Annotated in this window: 22 protein-coding genes, 1 tRNA gene and 1 pseudogene; 17 read left to right on the forward strand and 7 right to left on the reverse strand. The window is 62.0% G+C overall.

Annotation, left to right across the window (positions count from 1 at the left end; translation table 11 throughout):
* The first annotated feature begins 841 nt into the window (after positions 1-841).
* The 5 genes from modA to csrA all read left to right on the forward strand — a co-directional run bounded on the left by modA (position 842) and on the right by csrA (position 4904).
* Complete coding sequence (gene modA, locus FQ664_RS18250) at positions 842-1600, forward strand: molybdate ABC transporter substrate-binding protein (protein ID WP_144173896.1); 759 nt, start codon at positions 842-844, stop codon at positions 1598-1600.
* A complete protein-coding gene (gene modB, locus FQ664_RS18255; RefSeq protein WP_144173898.1) occupies positions 1600-2280 on the forward strand; it encodes a molybdate ABC transporter permease subunit in 681 nt (226 codons plus the stop codon). The genes modA and modB overlap by 1 nt, the downstream gene beginning before the upstream one ends.
* 1 nt (position 2281) lies before the next feature.
* Complete coding sequence (gene modC / locus FQ664_RS18260; RefSeq protein WP_144173900.1) at positions 2282-3373, forward strand: molybdenum ABC transporter ATP-binding protein; 1092 nt, start codon at positions 2282-2284, stop codon at positions 3371-3373.
* A 57-nt stretch (positions 3374-3430) separates the two neighbouring features.
* Complete coding sequence (locus tag FQ664_RS18265) at positions 3431-4453, forward strand: DNA topoisomerase IB (protein ID WP_144173902.1); 1023 nt, start codon at positions 3431-3433, stop codon at positions 4451-4453.
* A 253-nt stretch (positions 4454-4706) separates the two neighbouring features.
* Positions 4707-4904 carry a carbon storage regulator CsrA gene (gene csrA / locus FQ664_RS18270; RefSeq protein ID WP_004375914.1) on the forward strand — a complete coding sequence of 66 codons (198 nt, stop codon included), beginning with the start codon at positions 4707-4709 and terminating at the stop codon, positions 4902-4904.
* 45 nt (positions 4905-4949) lie between these two features.
* Here the strand turns inward: csrA and FQ664_RS18275 are convergent, their stop codons facing one another.
* The 4 genes from FQ664_RS18275 to FQ664_RS18290 all read right to left on the reverse strand — a co-directional run bounded on the left by FQ664_RS18275 (position 4950) and on the right by FQ664_RS18290 (position 8314).
* A complete protein-coding gene (locus FQ664_RS18275) occupies positions 4950-5303 on the reverse strand; it encodes a response regulator (RefSeq protein WP_085622082.1) in 354 nt (117 codons plus the stop codon).
* A 12-nt stretch (positions 5304-5315) separates the two neighbouring features.
* Positions 5316-6761 carry an ATPase domain-containing protein gene (locus FQ664_RS18280; protein WP_144173904.1) on the reverse strand — a complete coding sequence of 482 codons (1446 nt, stop codon included), beginning with the start codon at positions 6759-6761 and terminating at the stop codon, positions 5316-5318.
* Positions 6762-6766: 5 nt separating this feature from the next.
* Positions 6767-7927, reverse strand: a complete 1161-nt coding sequence (locus FQ664_RS18285; RefSeq protein ID WP_144173906.1) for a two-component system sensor histidine kinase NtrB — start codon at positions 7925-7927, stop codon at positions 6767-6769.
* Between the two features lie 111 nt (positions 7928-8038).
* Positions 8039-8314 (reverse strand): hypothetical protein, encoded by a 276-nt coding sequence (locus FQ664_RS18290; RefSeq protein ID WP_144173908.1) that lies wholly within the window; start codon positions 8312-8314, stop codon positions 8039-8041.
* Between the two features lie 203 nt (positions 8315-8517).
* Between FQ664_RS18290 and FQ664_RS18295 the strand changes: the two genes are divergently transcribed.
* Positions 8518-8602: transfer RNA gene (locus FQ664_RS18295), tRNA-Leu, on the forward strand.
* 104 nt (positions 8603-8706) lie between these two features.
* On the forward strand, positions 8707-9120 hold the full coding sequence (locus FQ664_RS18300; RefSeq protein ID WP_144173910.1) for a DoxX family protein: 414 nt from the start codon (positions 8707-8709) through the stop codon (positions 9118-9120).
* Between the two features lies 1 nt (position 9121).
* On the opposite strand, the gene FQ664_RS18305 is transcribed toward FQ664_RS18300, so the two are convergent.
* A complete protein-coding gene (locus tag FQ664_RS18305; protein ID WP_070383709.1) occupies positions 9122-9319 on the reverse strand; it encodes a hypothetical protein in 198 nt (65 codons plus the stop codon).
* 465 nt (positions 9320-9784) lie between these two features.
* Here FQ664_RS18305 and adhP point away from each other — a divergent pair, with 465 nt between their 5' ends.
* The 5 genes from adhP (at position 9785) to FQ664_RS18330 (ending at position 15229) form a co-directional block, all read left to right on the forward strand.
* Positions 9785-10795, forward strand: coding sequence for an alcohol dehydrogenase AdhP (adhP, locus tag FQ664_RS18310; RefSeq protein WP_144173912.1), 1011 nt, complete (start codon positions 9785-9787; stop codon positions 10793-10795).
* A gap of 181 nt (positions 10796-10976) precedes the next feature.
* Entirely contained in the window at positions 10977-11213 is a 237-nt protein-coding gene (locus FQ664_RS18315; RefSeq protein WP_075045625.1) for a hypothetical protein, read from the forward strand.
* A 158-nt stretch (positions 11214-11371) separates the two neighbouring features.
* On the forward strand, positions 11372-12643 hold the full coding sequence (locus FQ664_RS18320) for a diguanylate cyclase domain-containing protein (RefSeq protein ID WP_144173914.1): 1272 nt from the start codon (positions 11372-11374) through the stop codon (positions 12641-12643).
* 562 nt (positions 12644-13205) lie between these two features.
* Complete coding sequence (locus tag FQ664_RS18325; protein ID WP_144174150.1) at positions 13206-14246, forward strand: alpha/beta hydrolase family protein; 1041 nt, start codon at positions 13206-13208, stop codon at positions 14244-14246.
* Positions 14247-14620: 374 nt separating this feature from the next.
* Positions 14621-15229, forward strand: a complete 609-nt coding sequence (locus FQ664_RS18330; protein WP_144173916.1) for a LysE family translocator — start codon at positions 14621-14623, stop codon at positions 15227-15229.
* Positions 15230-15367: 138 nt separating this feature from the next.
* On the opposite strand, the gene FQ664_RS18335 is transcribed toward FQ664_RS18330, so the two are convergent.
* The gene (locus FQ664_RS18335; RefSeq protein WP_144173918.1) at positions 15368-16582 is read right to left on the reverse strand and encodes an aldose 1-epimerase family protein; all 1215 of its coding nucleotides are present in this window, start codon (positions 16580-16582) and stop codon (positions 15368-15370) included.
* On the opposite strand from FQ664_RS18335, the gene FQ664_RS18340 reads away from it, so the two are divergent.
* From FQ664_RS18340 to FQ664_RS18350, 3 genes are all read left to right on the forward strand, one after another.
* Positions 16581-16784 (forward strand): hypothetical protein, encoded by a 204-nt coding sequence (locus FQ664_RS18340; protein WP_144173920.1) that lies wholly within the window; start codon positions 16581-16583, stop codon positions 16782-16784. The two genes, FQ664_RS18335 and FQ664_RS18340, sit on opposite strands and share 2 nt — an antisense overlap.
* A 72-nt stretch (positions 16785-16856) precedes the next feature.
* Positions 16857-17429, forward strand: a complete 573-nt coding sequence (locus FQ664_RS18345) for a TetR/AcrR family transcriptional regulator (protein ID WP_144173922.1) — start codon at positions 16857-16859, stop codon at positions 17427-17429.
* Positions 17426-18382 carry a DMT family transporter gene (locus FQ664_RS18350; RefSeq protein WP_144173924.1) on the forward strand — a complete coding sequence of 319 codons (957 nt, stop codon included), beginning with the start codon at positions 17426-17428 and terminating at the stop codon, positions 18380-18382. The genes FQ664_RS18345 and FQ664_RS18350 overlap by 4 nt, the downstream gene beginning before the upstream one ends.
* Here the strand turns inward: FQ664_RS18350 and grxC are convergent.
* The gene (grxC, locus tag FQ664_RS18355; RefSeq protein WP_144173925.1) at positions 18367-18645 is read right to left on the reverse strand and encodes a glutaredoxin 3; all 279 of its coding nucleotides are present in this window, start codon (positions 18643-18645) and stop codon (positions 18367-18369) included. The two genes, FQ664_RS18350 and grxC, sit on opposite strands and share 16 nt — an antisense overlap.
* A 6-nt stretch (positions 18646-18651) precedes the next feature.
* Here grxC and FQ664_RS18360 point away from each other — a divergent pair.
* Together FQ664_RS18360 and FQ664_RS18365 are read left to right on the forward strand one after the other, a co-directional pair.
* Positions 18652-19011, forward strand: a pseudogene (locus FQ664_RS18360) (helix-turn-helix domain-containing protein); the annotation flags it as partial.
* A gap of 238 nt (positions 19012-19249) precedes the next feature.
* A complete protein-coding gene (locus tag FQ664_RS18365) occupies positions 19250-20272 on the forward strand; it encodes a zinc-dependent alcohol dehydrogenase family protein (protein ID WP_144173927.1) in 1023 nt (340 codons plus the stop codon).
* Positions 20273-20547: the final 275 nt, after the last annotated feature.

The raw sequence follows: 20547 nt of genomic DNA on the forward strand, positions 1-20547 counted from the left end.
GAATATTGTGGCGACCCTGTGGGAGGCATATGCCGGCAGGCGAGTTGACCCGGGAGATTGCCGAAAAGGCGCTGGCCATGATCGGCCGACAAGCATCTGCGTAAGCAGGTCTGGCCTCTTCGCGGGTAAACCCGCTCCCACAGGTACTGCGCAGCATTCGAATATTGTGGCGACCCTGTGGGAGGCATATGCCGGCAGGCGAGTTGACCCGGGAGATTGCCGAAAAGGCGCTGGCCNCCCTGTGGGAGGCATATGCCGGCAGGCGAGTTGACCCGGGAGATTGCCGAAAAGGCGCTGGCCGTGGTCGGCCGACAGGCATCTGCCTGAGCAGGTCTGGCCTCTTCGCGGGTAAACCCGCTCCCACAGGTACTGCGCAGCATTCGAATATTGTGGCGACCCTGTGGGAGGCATATGCCGGCAGGCGAGTTGACCCGGGAGATTGCCGAAAAGGCGCTGGCCGTGGTCGGCCGACAGGCATCTGCCTGAGCAGGTCTGGCCTCTTCGCGGGTAAACCCGCTCCCACAGGTACTGCGCAGCATTCGAATATTGTGGCGACCCTGTGGGAGGCATATGCCGGCAGGCGAGTTGACCCGGGAGATTGCCGAAAAGGCGCTGGCCGTGGTCGGCCGACAAGCATCTGCGTAAGCAGGTCTGGCCTCTTCGCGGGTGAACCCGCTCCCACAGGTACTGCGCAGCATTCGAATATTGTGGCGACCCTGTGGGAGCGGGTTTACCCGCGAAGAGGCCTGGCCTGCTTACGCTTTACTTGGCCCCCTTTCCGGCCCACGGCCTATCGCTATATAGTTAAGAATATAACGATAACCTCCGAGGAGCTGTGTTGATGCGTATCCGCCCTTCCTGCCTGGCCGCCACCACCCTGGCCAGCCTGCTCGCCTTCAACACTGCCTGGGCCGGTGAAGTCCAGGTCGCGGTCGCAGCGAACTTCACGGCCCCCATCCAAGCCATCGGCAAGGACTTCGAAAAAGATACCGGCCACAAGCTGGTAGCCGCCTACGGCGCCACCGGCCAGTTCTACGCACAGATCAAGAACGGCGCGCCGTTCGAGGTATTCCTCGCTGCCGACGACAGTACCCCGGCCAAGCTCGAGCAGGAAAAGGCCATTGTCCCGGGCTCGCGTTTCACCTACGCCATCGGCACCCTGGCCCTGTGGTCGGCCAAGCCCGGCTATATCGACGCCAACGGCGAAGTGCTGAAGAACAACACATTCAAGCACCTGTCCATCGCCAACCCGAAAACTGCACCTTACGGCCTGGCCGCCACTCAGGTGCTGGACAAGCTGAAGCTGAGCGAAGCCATCAAGCCCAAGCTGGTCGAAGGGCAGAACATCACCCAGGCGTTCCAGTTCGTCTCCACTGGCAACGCCGAGCTGGGCTTTGTCGCCCTGTCGCAAATCTACAAGGACGGCAAGGTCGAAAACGGTTCGGCCTGGATCGTTCCCTCGTCCCTGCACGAGCCCATCCGCCAGGACGCGGTAGTCCTCGAAAAAGGCAAGGACAACCCCGCCGCCAAGGCCCTGGTCGACTACCTGAAAGGCCCGAAAGCCGCGGCAGTGATCAAAGCCTACGGTTACGAAATCTGATGCCCCTGGACACCAGTGACCTGGGTGCCATCTGGCTGACCGTGAAACTGGCCAGCCTGACCACCCTGATCCTGCTGATCGTCGGCACGCCCATCGCCTGGTGGCTGGCGCGCACGCGCTCGTGGCTGCGCGGGCCGGTGGGCGCGGTGGTGGCCTTGCCGCTGGTGCTGCCCCCCACGGTGATCGGCTTCTATCTGCTGATCGCCCTCGGCCCGCACGGCTGGCTGGGCCAGGCGACCCAGGCGCTGGGCCTGGGCAGCGTGGTGTTCAGCTTTACCGGCCTGGTGATCGGCTCGGTGATCTACTCCATGCCCTTCGTTGTCCAGCCATTGCAGAATGCCTTCGGCGCCATTGGCCAGCGCCCGCTGGAAGTCGCCGCCACGCTGCGCGCCAGCCCCTGGGACACCTTCGTCCACGTAGTGCTGCCCCTGGCCCGCCCAGGCTTCATTACCGCCAGCATCCTCGGTTTCGCCCATACCGTGGGTGAGTTCGGCGTGGTGTTGATGATTGGCGGCAACATCCCCGACAAGACACGCGTGGTCTCGGTGCAGATCTTCGACCATGTCGAGGCCATGGCCTATCCGCAAGCACACTGGCTGGCCGGTGCCATGCTGCTGTTCTCGTTCCTGGTGCTGCTCCTGCTGTACGCTGGACGCCGCGGCAAAGCTGGCTGGAGCTGAAATGAGCACATCGATTGTGGCGCGCCTGAAACTGGCGCGCGACGACTTCACCCTGGACGTCGACCTGCACCTGCCCGGGCGCGGCATCAGCGCGCTGTTCGGCCACTCGGGCTCTGGCAAGACCAGCTGCCTGCGTTGCCTGGCCGGGCTGGAACGGGCCGCCAGCGCCTACATCGAAGTCAACGGTGAAGTCTGGGAGGACAGCACCCGTGGCTACTTCCAGGCACCGCACCTGCGCCCGGTGGGCTATGTATTCCAGGAAGCCAGCCTGTTCCCGCACCTGTCGGTACGCGGCAACCTGGAATTCGGCTGGCGGCGGGTGGCTGCTGCCGAGCGCAAGGTCAGCCTCGAACAGGCGTGCCAGCTACTGGGTATCGGCCACTTGCTGGCACGCCGGCCGGCAACCTTGTCCGGTGGCGAGGCGCAGCGGGTGGGCATTGCCCGCGCCCTGCTCAGCAGCCCGCGCCTGTTGTTGATGGACGAGCCGCTGGCGGCCCTCGACGGGCCGCGCAAGCGCGAAATCCTGCCCTACCTGGAACGCCTGCACGAGGAACTGGATATCCCGCTGGTGTATGTCAGCCATGCCCAGGACGAAGTGGCGCGGCTGGCCGACCACCTGGTGTTGCTGGAGCAAGGCCAGGCGTTGGCCAGCGGCCCGATCGGCGAAACCCTGGCCCGCCTCGACCTGTCGCTGGCCCAGGGCGAGGATGCCGGCGTGGTGTTCGAGGGCCTGGTGGTCGGGCACGACCCGCACTACGACCTGCTCGACCTGCGCCTGCCCGGCAAGGATGGGCCGCTGCTGCGCATCGCCCACCCGGCCCAGGTGATGGGCAGCTCCCTGCGGGTCAAGGTGCAGGCGCGCGACGTCAGCCTGGCCCTGGCAGCCGACAGTACTTCGAGCATCCTCAACCGCTTGCCGGTGCGCGTGCGCGAAAGCCGCCCGGCTGCCAACCCGGCCCATGTGCTGGTCAGCCTGGATGCCGGCGGCAACGCCTTGCTCGCGCGCATCACCCGCTTCTCGGCAGACCAGCTCGGCCTGCACCCGGGCCAGGTGCTGTTTGCCCAGATCAAGTCAGTGGCGTTGCTGGGCTGAGCATCGGCCCCGCAGCTGATGTCCATTGATCAGTGACCTGATCGAGGCCTGCCAACCATGCTCGACTGCCCCCTGCCACCTACCCTGCACTACGTCGACGATAGCCTGCCGGGCCTGACCCGGCGGCGCTGGCGTGGCCGCTTCATCTACCTGGATGCAAACGGCCAGCGGGTGCGCGACAGCGCTACCCTCGCCCGCATCGCCGCACTGGTGATCCCCCCGGCCTATACCGATGTGTGGATCTGCGCCGACCCGCAGGGCCACCTGCAAGCGACGGGTCGCGATGCCCGTGGCCGCAAGCAATACCGCTACCATGCGCAGTGGCGCGAAATGCGCGACCAGCACAAGTACGGGCGCATGCTGGCGTTTGCCCAGGCCCTGCCGAAACTGCGCGAACAGCTGCAAGCCCACCTTGCCCGGCCGGGCCTGAACCGGGAAAAGGTGATGGCGCTGGTGGTCAGCCTGCTGGACCACACGCTGATCCGCATCGGCAACCAGCGCTACCTGCGTGACAACCAGTCCTATGGCCTGACCACCCTGCGCAACCGCCACGTCGAGGTGAAGGGCAGCAGCATTCGCTTCCAGTTCCGCGGCAAGCGCGGCGTCGAGCACAACGTCAGCCTCAACGATCGGCGCCTGGCCAACCTGCTCAAACGCTGCATGGAGTTGCCCGGGCAAGCGCTGTTCCAGTACCTGGACGACGACGGCCAGCGCCACAGCGTCGGCTCCAGCGAGGTCAACCAGTTTCTGCAGCAACTGACCGGCGCCGACTTCACCGCCAAGGACTACCGCACCTGGGCCGGTAGCAGCCTGGCCCTGGACCTGCTCAGGCCATTGGCCTGGGAGCCCGAGAGCGAAGCCAGACGCCAGGTCGCCGCGATCGTTCGCCAGGTAGCCACACGCCTGGGTAACACGCCAGCGGTGTGCAGGCGCTGCTACATCCACCCGGCTGTACTTGAACACTACGCCTTGGGGCGTCTGGCCAACTTGCCGAAAAACCGTGCACGCAAAGGCCTGGACCGCGAAGAAGTGGCCTTGCTGTTATTTCTTCAGGCACTCGAGGAACAGGATGACCATTAACCAGGTCTATTCCGCCCATGATGCGAAGAAATTTCCCATTGGCCGCCAAGCCCCCTATTCTTGCCACCGAGCACCTTGGCCGACAAACCGCTGGCGGTTTGCTTCGGCACCTGCAACTGAAGACACGCAACAGAATTTGTCTGTCGGGGAATTACTATCCGCCGAAAGCGTCTTTAATGAGAAGGAAGAGGGACAAGCTCCCGCCGCCGTGGCAACTAGCCCGACGGACTTTTACATCACCAAGGAGAACTACATGCTGATACTCACCCGCAAGGTTGGCGAAAGCATCGTCATCAACGACGACATCAAAGTCACCATTCTGGGCGTCAAAGGGATGCAAGTGAGGATCGGTATCGATGCACCGAAAGACGTCCAGGTCCATCGCGAAGAGATCTTCAAGCGTATCCAGGCCGGCAGCCCGGCCCCGGAAAAGCACGACGACTCGCACTGAGCGACCTGCCTCAAGCCGCACGGACGCGCTTGATCGCCCCGCGCCTCAGGTGCCCAGCAGTTCGCGCACCTTGGCGATCATACAGTCCATGTCGAACGGTTTGTCGAACACCGCGGCGAACAGCTCCGGGCATCCCTGGTTGGCCTGCGCGCCACTCATGAGGATGACCGGCAACTCGCTCAAGGCCGGGTCTTCACGCATCGAGCGCACCAGTTCCTCACCGTTGAGCAGCGGCATCATGTAGTCGGTGATAACCAGCTGAACGCGCTTTTCCTTCAGCGCCTCCAGCGCCTTGCAGCCGTTGCTCGCCTTTTCCACCAGGAAACCTTCGTCCTCCAGGGCAAAACCGAGGATGTCGGCAATCAGGTACTCATCATCAACGATCAGGATGGTGTTCATCGGCCCGTCCCGTCACCCGCTCCCCTGCGGCATCGGCGTCCCCGAGAGCACACCGCAGGCGCCTTCGAACGCCTTGCGCAGGGTAATGCCCTGCGGCCCGATCAGCAGCTCGTGCAAGGCAGGGTCATGGTGGCTGTCACGCACCTTGAGGATCGACAGCATGCGCCGCAGCTGCGAATCCAGCTCGACGAAGCGCATCAGCATCAGGTTGTCGACGATACTCGACAGGTCCGGGGCCGGAGCGCTGATTTCCGCGCCAAAGATGTCACGCATTTCCCAAGTCAGTACCACGCTGACATCGCGCGCGCGCAACTCGCCGGCCAGGGCGCGGAAAAACGCATTGAGCCGCGCCGGGTCGGTGGCCAGGCGGCTGAACGCCCCCAGGCTGTCGATCAGCACGCGCTTGCTGCCTTGCGCCTCGACACGTTCGAGCAGGCGCGCACCAACCTGGTCCAGCAGGCCCTCGGTGGTCGGCTGCCAGCACAGCTGCAGGCTAGCGTCCTGCTCCATCGCGGCGAAGTCGTAACCCAACGACGCGGCCTTGATACGCAGGCGCTCCGGCGTTTCGTAGAAGCCGAAATGCAGCCCCGGTGCCTGCGGGCTGCTGGCGCCGAGAAAGGCCAGACCCAATGACGTCTTGCCAATACCCGAGGGCCCGATCAGCAAGCTGACCGAGCCCGTGGCCAGGCCGCCACCGAGCATTTCGTCCAGGGTAGCCACGCCACTGCTGATGCGCTCCAGAATGGCGCTGCCCGCCTGGCTGGGGTGGCTGAACAGCGACTCCAGGCGCGGGTAGACATGCATGCCGGCTGCATCGATGAGGCATTCATGGCGTCCCGACAACGCCGCACTGCCCCGCGTCTTGCGCAGCTGGATATGGCGCACGGCACGGCTGCCGAACAGTTGCTCGCCCAGTTCGATCACGCCGTCGACCATGGTGTGCTCCGGGCTACCCTCTTCCAGCCGGGCGCTGGTCAGCAACAGCACGGTGCAACCGGCAAAGGCCGCATGGCCCTGCAGTTCGGAGACAAATTTCTTGGTGTCCAGCGCGGTTTCCGCACGCACCCGGGCATTGAGCACTCCATCGACGATCAGCAGGCTGGCCTGCTGCCGGGCGATTTCCTGGCGCAGCAGCCGTACCACGGCGTCCAGGCCCTCCTGCTCCAGGGTGTCGAAGGCACTGACGAACTGGATCGGGTCGCCGACCAGCGCCGGGTCGAAGAACTCCAGGGTTGCCAGGTACTGGAACAGCCGCTCGTGCGACTCGCTCAGCAAGGTGGCCACCAGCACCCGGCCACCGCCGCGCACATGCCCGCAGGCCAGCTGGTTGGCGAGGATGGTCTTGCCGGCCCCCGGCGGGCCCTGGATGATGTAGGACGCGCCGGCCACCAGGCCACCCTGGAGCAACGCATCGAGCCCTTCGATCCCCGTCACCAGCCGCCTGAGTGCCTGTGCCATGGTGTCTACCTGTTGAGTTGGCTGTCCGCCTGGTTCTGATAGATTGGCAAGTAAAGCTGCATGCAAGTTCCCCGGCCGGGCTCACTGTCGACACAGATGGCGCCACCGCTCTGCCGGGCAAAACCATACACCTGGCTAAGGCCCAGGCCGGTACCCTTGCCAAAGGGCTTGGTGGTGAAAAACGGCTCGAAGATCCGCGGCAGTACCGCTGGCGCGATACCCTCGCCGCTGTCTGCCACCTCGAAACGCACAAACCCGCCGTGCAGCCCTTGCACCTCGCCGGCCAGCTCGACCACGCCGACCGTCAGGACGATCCGGCCCTGCCCGGTGATGGCATCGCGGGCATTGAACAACAGATTGAGCAGCACCATCTGCAATTGCCCGGCATCCACCTTGATCAGAGGCAGGTCCGGTTGCAACAGTACCTTCAGGTCAATCGAACCAGGCAGCGCATGCTCCAGTAGACCACGGGTGGCGGCAACAAGGCTCGCCGGGGCGACGCAGGCCACATCAAGCTTGCGGTGGCGGGCAAAGCTGAGCAACTGCTGGGTCAGTTCGGTGCCACGCTGCCCGGCATCGAGAATGTGCTGCAGCATGCGCTGGGCGCGTGCCGGGTCCTGGGTGGCCAGCGCCAGGCGCGCCGAGCTGATGATGATGGTCAACATGTTGTTGAAGTCATGCGCCAGGCCACCGGTCAACAGGCCAAGTGCCTCCAGCTTCTGTGCCTGGAATAGCTGGGCGCGCACCGCGTCCAGTTGCAGCGCCGACTCGCGACGGTCGGTGATGTCCCGGGTCACCTTGGCCAGGCCGACGATCTGGCCATGCTCATCGCGGATCACGTCCAGCGCGGACAAGGCCCAGAACTGCGTGCCGTCCTTGCGCACCCGCCAGCCTTCATCCTGCGCCACGCCCTGTTCCAGCGCCTGACGCAGCAAGCGCTCCGGGCGGCCCTCGGCGCAATCCTGCGACGTGAAGAACAACGAGAAATGCTGGCCGACCACTTCATCGGCACGGTAACCCTTGATACGTTGCGCGCCTGCATTCCACGACACCACATGGCCGGACGGGTCGATCATGTAGATGGCGTAATCCACCACCGACTGAACCAGCTGTTCATAGCGGTGAGCGGGCATGACGGGATGATCGAGGCAGTCAACTGAAACCATGCGAGCTCCACCGGCACAACAGGAGGGAAGAATAAGCCTGGCCGAACGTGCGAGCCTTCGAGCACCCGCGTGGTTAGCCCTGCGTGATTGACCCCGTGTGACCGGCGAGGTTCAGCGCTCAGGTTCAACCAGCACCGGGCTGATGCGCCGCGGCATCGCAACTTTCAGCAGCCACAAGCCGACCAGCATGATAAGCCCGCCACCGGCCAGGGCCATCAGCCGCTGCGGTTGAGGGTGTTCGGCATCGAACCCCAGCATTAGCAGGTAACCGCCCAGGCTGATCAGGCTGAGGTAGAGAAACGTCGCCAACACGACTACCTGCACGAACAACAGTCGCCAGAGCAGCCGTGGGCGCACCATACGCCCGGTAGCAGCGGACCGAGTCATCACCGCACACTCTTTGGATCCAATAAAGTGGGCAATAGTGGCGTAATGACAGCAAGGTTTCAATTGCCCATTCCATCGACCCTTCACTCTGTTGATCATAGGTGCTGCGGTTGACTCAACTATAACAATGGGTTATAAAGCGCGCTTGATTGCAAAGCCCTTCTGCTTAGAAGCGAGCTGGTCGATGCGACCCCTTCAAGCGTGCGAGTGTGGTGGAATTGGTATACACAGCAGACTTAAAATCTGTCGGCGTGAGCCTTGCGGGTTCGAGTCCCGCCACTCGCACCAAACTTCTTTGAAAAGGCGCCCTTGCGGCGCCTTTTTGCTGCCCACCAGCAATCCTTGGCGCAACTGCTAGAGTGGAGCGTGTACCCGTCCACTGGAACGCCGCCATGCGCTACTCCCTGTTCGATGGTCAACGCGACATCATGATCCTGATTGCCCGCGTGCTGCTGATGAGCCTGTTCGTCTTGTCCGGCTGGGGCAAACTGACCGGGTTCGAAGGCACGGTCGGCTACATGACCTCACTGGGCGCCCCTGCCCCCATGCTGGCAGCGGCAATTGCCGTGCTGATGGAGTTGGTCGTCGGCATCCTGCTGATCCTCGGCTTCTATACGCGGCCGCTGGCCTTCCTGTTCGCGCTGTTCGTACTGGGCACGGCGCTGCTGGGCCACCCGTTCTGGAACATGGTCGACCCTGAGCGCAGCGCCAACATGACCCAGTTCCTGAAGAACCTCAGCATCATGGGCGGCCTGCTGGTACTGGCAGTGTGCGGCCCCGGGCGTTTTTCGGTGGACGGGCGCTGAGTCAGTCGTCTTCGCAGTCGTCAAACCAGGCCGGGTGATCGCGCTCCTCGTCATCGAGGTCATCCAGCGTTTCCTCGTCTTCCTCCACCTCGTCCTCGGCGCCCTGGGCATCCGCTTCGGGTTCCACATCGTCGTAGAGGAATTCGTGGTCAAGCAGGTGATCGTGCTCGGGTTCGTGCAGGTCGTCTTCGTCGCGCATGCTGGCTCCTGGGCTAGTGGCAGGCCTGTATAGGCCGATCAGCTGCGCAGGTCAATGCGTTACCGCTTAATGCTCGGTTAACCGGCCGGGTCCAACCTGCAGGCTCTCCCTTCAAACGTTGCTTGCCCGTCTTCATGGCGGGCTTTTTTATTATGTGGGTTGTGTGGCACCCGGGAGATCGAGCGCCACCTCAAAACTCAGGACAGGCACATGACAACCTCATGACCTGACCTTCACGAAATGCTGACATCCGGATGGGCACACTGACCCTGCTCCTTATGTTCTTGCAGCCCGCCGCATTATTGCCGCGGGCTTTTCTTTTTGCCTGACAGGCATACGCAGGGCAGGTACCTGCGTACAAGCCCCCACCCCAGACCATGACCTGAAGCAGTTTTGCCCCACCAGGCAAGGGCTATGCTGACCCGGCGATTACTCAAGCTCATTCGGATAGACACGGAGGCTCATATGAAAGCTGCTGTTGTTGCACCAGGCCGTCGCGTGGAGGTGGTGGAGAAAACCCTGCGCCCCTTGAAACACGGTGAAGCGCTGCTGAAGATGCAATGCTGCGGTGTGTGCCACACCGACCTGCATGTGAAAAATGGCGATTTCGGTGACAAGACCGGTGTAGTGCTAGGCCATGAAGGCATCGGCGTGGTCCAGGAAGTAGGACCTGGCGTCACCTCGCTCAAACCGGGTGACCGCGCCAGCGTAGCCTGGTTCTACCAGGGCTGCGGGCATTGCGAGTATTGCAACAGCGGCAACGAAACCCTGTGCCGCGAAGTGAAGAACTCCGGCTACACCGTGGACGGCGGTATGGCCGAAGCCTGCATCGTCAAGGCCGACTACTCGGTCAAAGTGCCTGACGGGCTCGACTCCGCTGCTGCCAGCAGTATTACCTGCGCCGGCGTGACCACCTACAAGGCGGTGAAGATCTCCAACATCCGCCCCGGCCAATGGATCGCCATCTACGGCCTTGGCGGCCTGGGCAACCTGGCCCTGCAATATGCCAAGAACGTCTTCAACGCCAAAGTGATCGCCATCGACGTCAACCAAGAGCAACTGCGCTTCGCCAGCGAGATGGGCGCCGACCTGGTCATCAATTCACGCACCGAGGATGCCGCCAAGGTTATCCAGGCCAAGACCGGTGGCGCCCATGCCGCCGTGGTTACCGCCGTCGCCAAGGCTGCGTTCAACTCAGCCGTCGACGCCCTGCGCGCCGGCGGGCGGCTGGTTGCTGTCGGGCTGCCATCGGAAGCCATGAACCTGAATATCCCTCGCCTGGTGCTGGACGGTATCGAGGTGATCGGCTCGCTGGTCGGCACCCGGCAGGATCTGCAGGAAGCTTTCCAGTTTGCGGCGGAAGGAAAAGTGGTGCCGAAGGTGACCCTGCGGCCGATCGAGGATATCAACCAGATCTTTGAGGAGATGCTGGAGGGCAAGATCAAAGGGCGGATGGTGATCCAGTTCGAAGGTTGATGACCCATGTGCGCTGGCTGTGGGTGCAGCGCACGCTACCCTGCTGCATTCAAGCTGCGGGGGGCAAAAGTGGCTTGCGCCCCCTGATAAAGCGAACCAAGCGGCGCGCCTTGGGCTCTAGTTTCGGGTAGACGCTATGCTTCATGCAGCAGAAGACTGACTAGCACATCGGGGTGAATGTATGGGCATCCGCAGCTTGGCGAAAAACCTGCCACCCGATCCGGACAATGACGGCTGGGTGCTCGGATGGGGGGTGCTGAGAGACCGGCATCCCTGGCATTTCGTCGATGTCTATGCCGACCAGAAGACTGCCAGGGCCGAGGCGGAGCGCCGCGGTGTTGGCTACGTTGTGGAGTTCGGCTCGCACCGCCTGGGATCGGATGAATTCGTTTGCGGGATATCCCCGCCTGAAGGCTAGCGTTTGGTAGTGCCCGCTGCGGCCGACAGGTCGCACTGCGCCAGGACTAGCCGTGACAAGCGGCGAATGACGAGGCTGATAGCCTTTGCAGGCGAACTGCCATTAGAAGATAGGCATAATGCAGGCAATGCCTAGCCTCCTGGATCAGTCGCTGCCCGATGATTGCCCTGTTCGTCGTCCTGCTCGCCACCCTGCCCAGCCTCACTCTGCTGCGGCTGCTGCATCGTCAGCGTCAGCGCCACTGTGCCCTGCTGGCGGAGATGGACGTGGGCGTGTTGCAACTCGCCCGTGATGGCCGGGTATGTTGGCACAACCCGGCCGCGGCCGAACTGCTTGGCTGTTCCAGCACTCCGCTACAGGGCCTGCGCCTGCGAGAACGTCTGCCGCAGTTGGCTGCGCCATCCGGCTCGGTGCAGGTTACGGGGGACGATGGCCAGCGGCGCGCGCTACACATCAGCCAGCAAGGCACGGCCAATGCCAGGCAATGGCTGCTGATCCGGCCGATCCTGGTCGATGCTGAACGCTTCCAGCGCAGCCAGTATTTCGCCCGCATCGGTACCTGGGACTGGGACATCGACACTAACCATCTGTACTGGTCCGACGCCATCTACGGCATGTTCGGCTATTCGGTCAACGAAGTGACACCGAGCTACGAGCTGTTCTGCAACGCGGTTCATCCGGACGATCGCGCCCGTGTGCGCGCCGGCGAATTGCGCTGCATCGAAACTGGCGAGAACCACGACGAGGAATATCGGGTGGTCTGGCCAGACGGTACGCTGCACTGGCTACGCGAGACCGGCAACGTGGTCAAGGACGAACTTGGCACGCCCATCAAGATGATGGGCGTGGTGCGTGATATCACCGAGGAGAAAGCCTGGGCCAACCAGTTACACCGCCTGGCCCACCATGACCCGCTGACCGGCCTGCCCAACCGCCTGGTGTTCGAGGAGCGCCTTGAGGGTGCCCTGGCTTTGGCCCGGCGCAACCACAACCGTATTGCACTGGTGTTCATCGACCTCAATGGTTTCAAGGCGATCAACGACAGCCTTGGCCACGCTGCGGGCGATCAGGTACTGCGGACCACCGCGACCCGCCTGCACGATGCGCTGCGTAACTCGGACAGCGTGGCGCGCCTGGGTGGCGACGAGTTCGTCACCGTGCTGGAGGGCTTATCGGCCGAGCGTGCACCCGAGGACGAGGCCCGGGTGATCGCGCAGAGGTTGCTGGTGCCGCTGGACGCACCAATCCGCCTGGGCGACACGCTGCAGCGGGTCGGAGTCAGCCTGGGCATCGCCCTCTTCCCCGATCACGCGCAGACCCGCGACCAACTGATCCATGTTGCCGATCTGGCGATGTATGAGGCCAAGCGCAGCGGCGACAATCAGTACCGCCTGGGCCAGGCGCAGGCGCTGCGCGCCCGCAACGGCTGACCCAGATGCCGACGCGCTAGCCATGCGCGAAGCGGATCGGATATTCCATCTTCGACTTGCGCGCCACGCTAGCCTCTGTGGGAGATGGCCCAGCCCTTTGGGCTGCGCTGTCGCATAGAGAACTGAATTCGCAAGCGGTCCGTGCATCCTGTGGGAGCGGCTTTAGCCGCGAAGAATCCAACGCGGTGCATGGCACCGGCTGCGCCGGTGTTCGCGGCTAAAGCCGCTCCCACAGAATGCGCGTCGCACTCACGAAACGAGTCATCTCAATGTCTGCTCTGGGTCCAGGCTGTGTGAAAACGCTAAGGCCAAGTCGGACAACGCGCTTCTATGCGCCTGGGTCGAAAGCAGTCACTTCATCCCGCCGCTCTCGGCCCTTCGTGGCTCGCCCGCCAACCCTTTCGGTTCCGCCTGCGCCGCAGTTCTGTACTCTACACCCCCGCAGCACACATGAAATCAGGAGGGATTCAAAATGATCGTGTGTGCGGGCACGATGGCTGATATGTTCTCCGCGCATCAGGTCGCGCCCAATCGACGCTGCCCCATCAAGGAAGATAAACCGATGAAAACAGTATTCGGCTTCTTGCTCTGTTTCTGCCTGAACATATCCGCATTCGCAGGCTACAAGACCATCGGCTTCCAGGTCTCGACGTTGCCGGACGCGCAAAATGGCCGCCCGCTGGAGTTGGTAGTCTGGTACCCGAGTACCACCACCGCTACACCACAGTTGATCGCAGAGACCCAGGTATTCGCCGGTGACCTCGCCGTCCGCGATGCGCCCCCGGCCACAGATGCGCTTCCATTGGTGGTACTTTCCCATGGCTTTCGCGGCAACTGGGGGAACCAGTCATGGTTGGCCAGTGCACTGGCTCACCAGGGCTACATCGTGGCGGCAGTCAACCACCCCGGCACCACCACCCGCGATCGCCGTCCTGAAGCCGCGGCACAGTTGTGGCAGCGCCCCATCGACCTGCAACGGGCCATCGATGCAGTCGTGGCCCAGCCGGATCGGTTTGGACTGGTAGCCAAGCGTCAGATTGCAGTGGTTGGCCATTCACTGGGTGGCTGGACCGCGCTGGAAATCGCCGGTGCCCGTTTCGATCCCAAGCGTTTCGCCCAGGACTGCATCACCCATCCCAAGCTATCCAGTTGCAGCGTTTACAAGCAGATCAATCCCGACAGCGCACCGGTTTCGAAAGCTCGACTGGGCGACGATCTGCGCGACAACCGTGTCACTGCCATTGTTACCCTGGATCTGGGCCTTTCACGCGGCCTGACCGATGAAAGCCTGGTAGCGTTGCCAGTACCGACTCTGGTGATCGCGGCAGGCGCAGCATCTGAAGATCTCCCTGCACAGCTGGAATCCGCCGCCCTAGCCAAGCGTTTGCCCCCAGCGACGAGTCGGTATGTCGAGATCGAGGACGCCAGCCACTTCAGCTTCTTGTCGATGTGCAAACCTGGCGCGACGGCATTGCTTGAAGAAGATGCACCTGGCGATGGCATCATTTGCCAGGACGGCATCAACGCTCGACCACGCGCACTGATACAGGCGCAGACGGCCTCGCTGATCACCGAATTTCTGGAACAATCTTTTCGCTACTGACGATCATCCATTCCGTTGATGGTCGGCACCTGGCGCGTGCTGACCGGCTGCAATGGGTCCAGGCTGTGTGAAAACGCTAAGGCCAAGTGGGACAACGCGCTTCTATGCGAGTTCTGGATAAGCTCGGCTACTCAACTGACCCAGAATTCACGCAGGAACGCGATTTTTAGGCTGTTTCTTAATCAGCCGGAGTCCGCTTGGAGTTTTCACACAGCCTGGGTCGATAGCAGCCCCCCCTATAGCGGTTTGTCAGCGGCGGTGTTTCACGCCACCCTGAAAGCCGCTCTACTTGTTCCAGTCGTCGTCCATGGGTGCCACAATCATCTGCTTTGCTAACCGGACTTCGTTGACTTTAATGCCAGGAGGCATTTTGCATGGCTAGTTATGGACTGTTCCTTATCCTTGCGACTTTCACCGTGTCAAGCCCCGGTCCCGGGGTGGTTCTGACCCTCTCCAATGCCCTGCGCCACGGCTGGAGCGGTGCGCTGCCGGGGATCTTTGGCATCGCCTTGGGTGCTTTCATCGTCGCCGGGCTCTCGGCCAGCAGCGTGGGGTTGCTCCTGGCAACCTCGGCAATGGCGTTCACCGTGCTCAAGTACGTCGGCGCGTTGTACCTCTTGTACCTGGGGGTGAAGATGTGGCGTACCCAGCGTTTCATCCCGGAGCTCACCGTGACCGCCATGCAACCCTGGCGGCGCTTCGTCGAAGCATTGTCGATCCAGTTGCTGAATCCCAAGGCTGGTTTCTTCTTCCTGGCCGTGTTCCCACAATTCATCAGCCCGCAGGACAACTACTACAGTCAGTTTTTCCTGCTGGTTTCATCCTACGCGTTGCTGGTCGTGCTGGTACACACCGGCTATGCCCTAATGGCCAATGGCGCCAGGGGCTGGCTGTCGACCAACCGCGGTGCGCGAGTCGTCGGCAAGCTCTCCGGCATTACCTTCTTCGGTTTTGGTGTTCTGATGGCTTCGGCCAGTAAATGAACCGGTTCGAATCACTTGGACCCGCGTCGATGAGCTCAATCTGGGAGCCCTCGGCTTCGATTTTGAATAAGTCAACGAGATCAGACAGGAACAACTGGCCGATGCTTTGCAACATCGGCCGACATGCTCTGGCCGGCATTACCCCTTGGTCAGATCAACCAATGGCGTTTGCCGCACTTCGGTTTCGCGCCCACCCTGAATCTCGCTCACCTGCTTCAAGGCCTTGTCCACCGCCACCTTGTCCGCCAACAAGCTGTAGCGAATATGGAACTGCCGGTGTTCCTTCGGTCCGATTGTCGGCACCAGGTTCAGTGGCCGCTGGTAACGGCGGTTGTAGGAAAAACTCGTCCCTGGCTCCAGCCCCGTGACATAGCCCTGGCCTTGGGTATCGGTATTTTTCCACAGGGAAAATACAGGCAGTGTCCGAGTATTGAAACCGACCGAAACGCCCAGGCTGCCAGCCTTGTTGTGCAACACGGCCAAGGTATTGCCCTGGGCATCCGCATACGGCACCACGTTATAAACCGTTTCGTCATAGTCCTTGGTGGGCGCGCGGTAGGTTTGCCAATCGGGCAGATCGCCCTTGGCCTTGTCGTTGAACGGCGACACCTGTTTCACCGGCGCGGCGAAACGAGCGCCCTGCTCCAGGAACGGGGTGCTGAAGTTACTGTGATACAGCGCCTGGTATTCCTTCGGATAGTCGCCATTGTTGGTCAGGGTGTCATTGAGGACGAACACCGCGCTGCCAGGTTCGGTGACCACTTCGGTCATGACGGAGAAGTCGACCTTCTTGAACGCCTGCTCTTTCAGTTCACCACGCAAGGTGATGGCGTACGGTGGTTTCTCATCGATGTGCAGGGTGACTTTGTTCGCAGGAATGTTGGCGGCCCGACCGTGCAGGGTCAGCAGTTCACCGTTGTCGACGCCGGGGTGGCCAACCCATTCGTAACCGCAGCGGGTGACCAGTTCGTTGAAACCTTCCAGCCAGCCTAGACCATTGCGCCCGTTGAGTTCGATGAAGGACGGGTTGACCACTTCCTTGACCGGCGAATCCCAGCCCATGCGCACATTGCCGACCGAAGCCTGCAAGACGTTCATTCCGCGAGTGGGCACTACCGAAAGCTTCATCGTGCCGTTATCGATGTCGACAATGCTGACACCCTCTTGCCGACCTCCGTGCAAGGTGCGCAGGGTAACGCTGAAGGGCTTGTCGGTTTTTACGCCAAGTTGCTGGCTGGTGATCTGCCAGTTCTGGGCGGCTTTGTCGGTGTCGAGCAGAACGTAATCCCAGGCCATGGCGTGGCTGGCCGCGGAGAGGGCGCCGAGGGCAACGAAGAGTTTGAGGAGGGGCATGGCAGTAGCCTTTCTTGGAGTTGTGCCTTTTTATAGACAAAGAGAAACGTTTCAGCAAGCTTGGCAAGCGATGTTCTCGGCCAATGTCTTTACCGTGGAACCCACTTACGACCAAGGCCTTTCCTTGTCAGCACTTCGGATAATCCGTTCTTTGGCAGAACGACCGCCGCTGTGGCTTGTGTCGCTGGTGCTTCTGGAATAGTCGCTTTTGTGCGTGATGAATACTTACCGGTCGGTATAGTCGAATCCCCACTCATTGCGAAGGCCGACCGCCATGGAAGAAACTCGCCAGAGACTTATCCACGCCGCCCTGGAGCTGTTTCTCAGCCAAGGGCTGCACGTGACGGGCGTAGCGGCCATTGCCGCTCGGGCTGGCGTCACCAAGATGACGCTTTACGGCCACTTTCCATCCAAGGACTCCTTGATCGTTGCTTGCCTGGAAGAGCGTGATCGCATTTGGCGAGCGAGGGTCGAGCAGCTGCGCAGCGCTTTGCCCGATCCACTGGAGGCACTTCTGGCGTTCTTCGATCTATACCAAGGCTATGTCGAGCGCGACAGCCATCGCGGTTGCCTGTTCGTCAACAGTGCCGCCGAGTTCTCCTCATTCAGTCACCCGGTATTCCTTGCTGCAGAGCGGCACAAAGCAGGCGTACGCGAGCAACTGGTTTCACTGGCCAGGCTGGCTAAGTTCAACGCCCCACAGCATATCGCCGATAGCCTGTTTCTTCTGCTGGAGGGCAGCTTCATCAGTGCCGCACGCGGCGATTCGACTGCAGTTTTCGATACGGCCCGGCAGATGGCCAGGCAATGGCTGCACTGCCAGCCTCACGAAGAGCAGCGCACATGAAAGCAGGATTGATCGCGGCCATCGCAGCCACCTTTTCCTGGTCGTTGCTCTATCTGTTGCCGAGCCTGATCGGGGAATACAGCACCTTTGACCTGGCGGTAGTCAGTTATGCGTTTGCCGGCCTAGGAGCGCTTGGTGTGCTGGTCCGGTTCCGTCGACAGGTGACGACTCTGACCCTGGACGACTGGCTGACGGTCGGCCTGCTGGGCTTCCTGGGCTACATCGGCTATTTCTTCCTGATCACCAGTGCCGTTATCGCCGCTGGGCCGGTCATTCCACCGGTCATGCTGGGTTGCGTACCCATAGTCCTGGCCATCGCCGGCAATCTGCGCAGCCAGGCGATACCCTGGCGCAGTATTGCCGCCCCACTGCTGTTAGGCGCGCTGGGCATCATGATGGTCAACGCCAGCAGTTTCGAGCGCGCCAATGGGCAGGCTTCACAGCCCGCTATCATGGTGCTGGTGGGCATCTTGCTTTCCCTGCTGGCGATCGGATTCTGGACTGCCTTCGGCTTGCTCAACGAGCGCGCTCTCAGCACGCGACCGGGCATGGATCCGCTGCTCTGGTCGGCACTGCTTATCCTGATGTGCAGCATCGAAATGGTCGCCTTCCTACCCGTGGGGCTGTCCCTGAAACTTTCCAGCTTCGTGAGCCACGGCGGCACTCTTGACGGAACCTCGGCAGTGCTTTTATGTGGACTGGTACAGGGACTGGGGGCAACCCTCGGCGGTGCCTGGGCTTGGTCCATCGCGACGCGGAGCATTCCTCTAGCGCTGGGCGGGCAGTTGATCGCCAGCGAAACGCTCTACGCCACCACCTTTGGTCTGCTGATTCAGCATCGCTGGCCATCGCCATTGGAAGCGTTGGGGACAGCAACCCTGTTCCTCGGCGTTACCATGGCCATTCGGCAGTTTTACCGTGCTGATCAACGTCGTTGTCAAGGCAGCAGTTGACCCTGGCGTTTGGCACCAAGCAACGCCTCGAGTCCGCCCGTACGGTCAAGGCTTGCCAGATCATCAAAACCGCCGACATGCACATCACCCACAAAAATCTGCGGGACGGTTCTGCGCCGGGATCGCTGCAGCATTTCCGCTAGATATTGCGGAGAATCTTCAATATCGAATTCGAGGGGAATGACTCCCTTGTTCGAGAGTAGCCGCTTGGCGCTCACGCAGTAAGGGCAGTGCTGAGTGGTATAGATGGTCACTTGGCTCATGGCGACCGCAGTATTGCCTCGGGGATGATGGCAGGGTTGGCCCACGCTCAGCTGTCCCGCGCGCTCGTGAGTATCCACAACGAGCCACAGCGCAATTGGTCCGTGGCGGAGTTGGCGGATCGCTCAAGCATGTCGCGTGCGAGCTTTGCTGCGCACTTTCGCGAGACTGTGGGGGTCACCCCTGCGGATTACCTGGCGAACTGGCGGATCAGCCTGACGCAGAAACGTCTGCGGGAAGGCCGCCCCATGGCATTGATTGCCGATGAAGTCGGCTACGAAAGTCCGTCTGCGCTGGCCCGCATCTTTCGTCGCAAGGTGGGCGCAAGCCCGAGGCAATGGCTGCAGCAGACACGGCACGATGCCTAACCCAAAGCCATCCCGATTACGCCAATGAGCGCGAGCCTATGCTCCGTGTGGAAAGCCTTGCAGGTGCTCCCGCAGAAAATCGATCACTCCACGACGCGCACGAAGATGCGCATGCTGTCGAACAGGTCCATCGCCACTGGGCCTCTTGGGGGAATAACTGATATGCAAATTTAGCTTCTTATCGGAATGGAAGAGACGGAGCAACCTGTCAGCATCCACTCAACCTGAGGTTCCCGTCATGAGTCAGACCATGCTTGCCGCTATCGCCGAGTCCGCCCAGGCCCCACTGGTCGTGCGCCGCATTGCTCGACCAGTTCCTGGTACGGGGCAGGTTCTCGTCAGGGTTCACGCCGCTGGGGTCAACCCGCTCGATACCAAGATAGCCACCGGTGCCGGGGCGCACGCCCGTCAGGCGCTGCCGGCGGTGCTCGGCCTGGATCTGGCCGGCACGGTCGTCGAGCTGGGTGAGGCGGCCGAGGGCTTCACGCCTGGCCAGGAGGTCTTTGGCATGGCCGGTGGTATCGGCGGGGCCCAAGGCACCATGGCCGAGTACATCGCCGTCGATGCCCGGCTGATTGCGCCAAAGCCGCACGCACTCGGCATGCGCGAGGCGGCCGCTCTGCCTTTGGCATTTATCACCGCCTGGGAAGGTTTGGTGGATCGCGCCAACGTCCACGCCGGCCACAAAGTACTGATCCATGGCGGCGCAGGTGGGGTCGGCCAAATGGCTGTGCAGCTGGCCAAGGCCCGTGGTGCCAAAGTCTACGCCAGCGGTTCGGCGGCCAGTCTCGACTTCATTCGCTCGCTGGGGGCCACGGCGATCGACTACCAGGCGCAGAGCGTGGATGCCTATGTCGAGCAATATACGGCCGGGGAAGGTTTCGACATCGTCTATGACACCGTGGGAGGCAGCACACTGGATGCGTCATTCACGGCCGTGAAGCCCTATACCGGGCACGTACTCAGTTGCCTGGGTTGGGGCCAGCACAGCCTTGCGCCGCTATCGTTCAAGAACGCCACCTATTCGGGCGTGTTCACCCTGACGCCGTTGCTCACCGGCAATGGGCGCGAACACCACGGGGCCATCTTGCGTGAGGCTGCCGTACTGGCAAATGCGGGACAACTGGCGGTCCGAGTGGATCAGCAACAGTTCACACTGGATGAGGTCAACGACGCATTTCGCCAGGTCGCGGAAGGTCGCGGCAAGGGCAAAACCATAATCCAGTTGGTGAGTGATCAGGCTCTGTACGAACAGTCTTGAGACGAAGGCCAGGCAAGGCGAAAATAGCCGAGGAAGCGGAGTGTACTGGCGGGCGGCGGTTGGTTATGCCCCAGCGGGCGGTTGGTCCGCGACACCGCGGTAGGTGAAGCTGGCCGGGACCGAACAGGTCGCCGACTCGGTGATGGTTGGGCACTGCGCATCATCGCGACGGTGCGGCACGCCCTGGCCAAGCCGTTCCCGATCGGCGCCTGCCCCTACGGCACTGCCCGCCAGGCTCAATCGACTGAGCGAGCATCACCACGAGATACACCGCT

The organism is Pseudomonas persica (assembly GCF_900291015.1).
In the GTDB taxonomy this organism is placed as follows: Bacteria; Pseudomonadota; Gammaproteobacteria; order Pseudomonadales; family Pseudomonadaceae; genus Aquipseudomonas.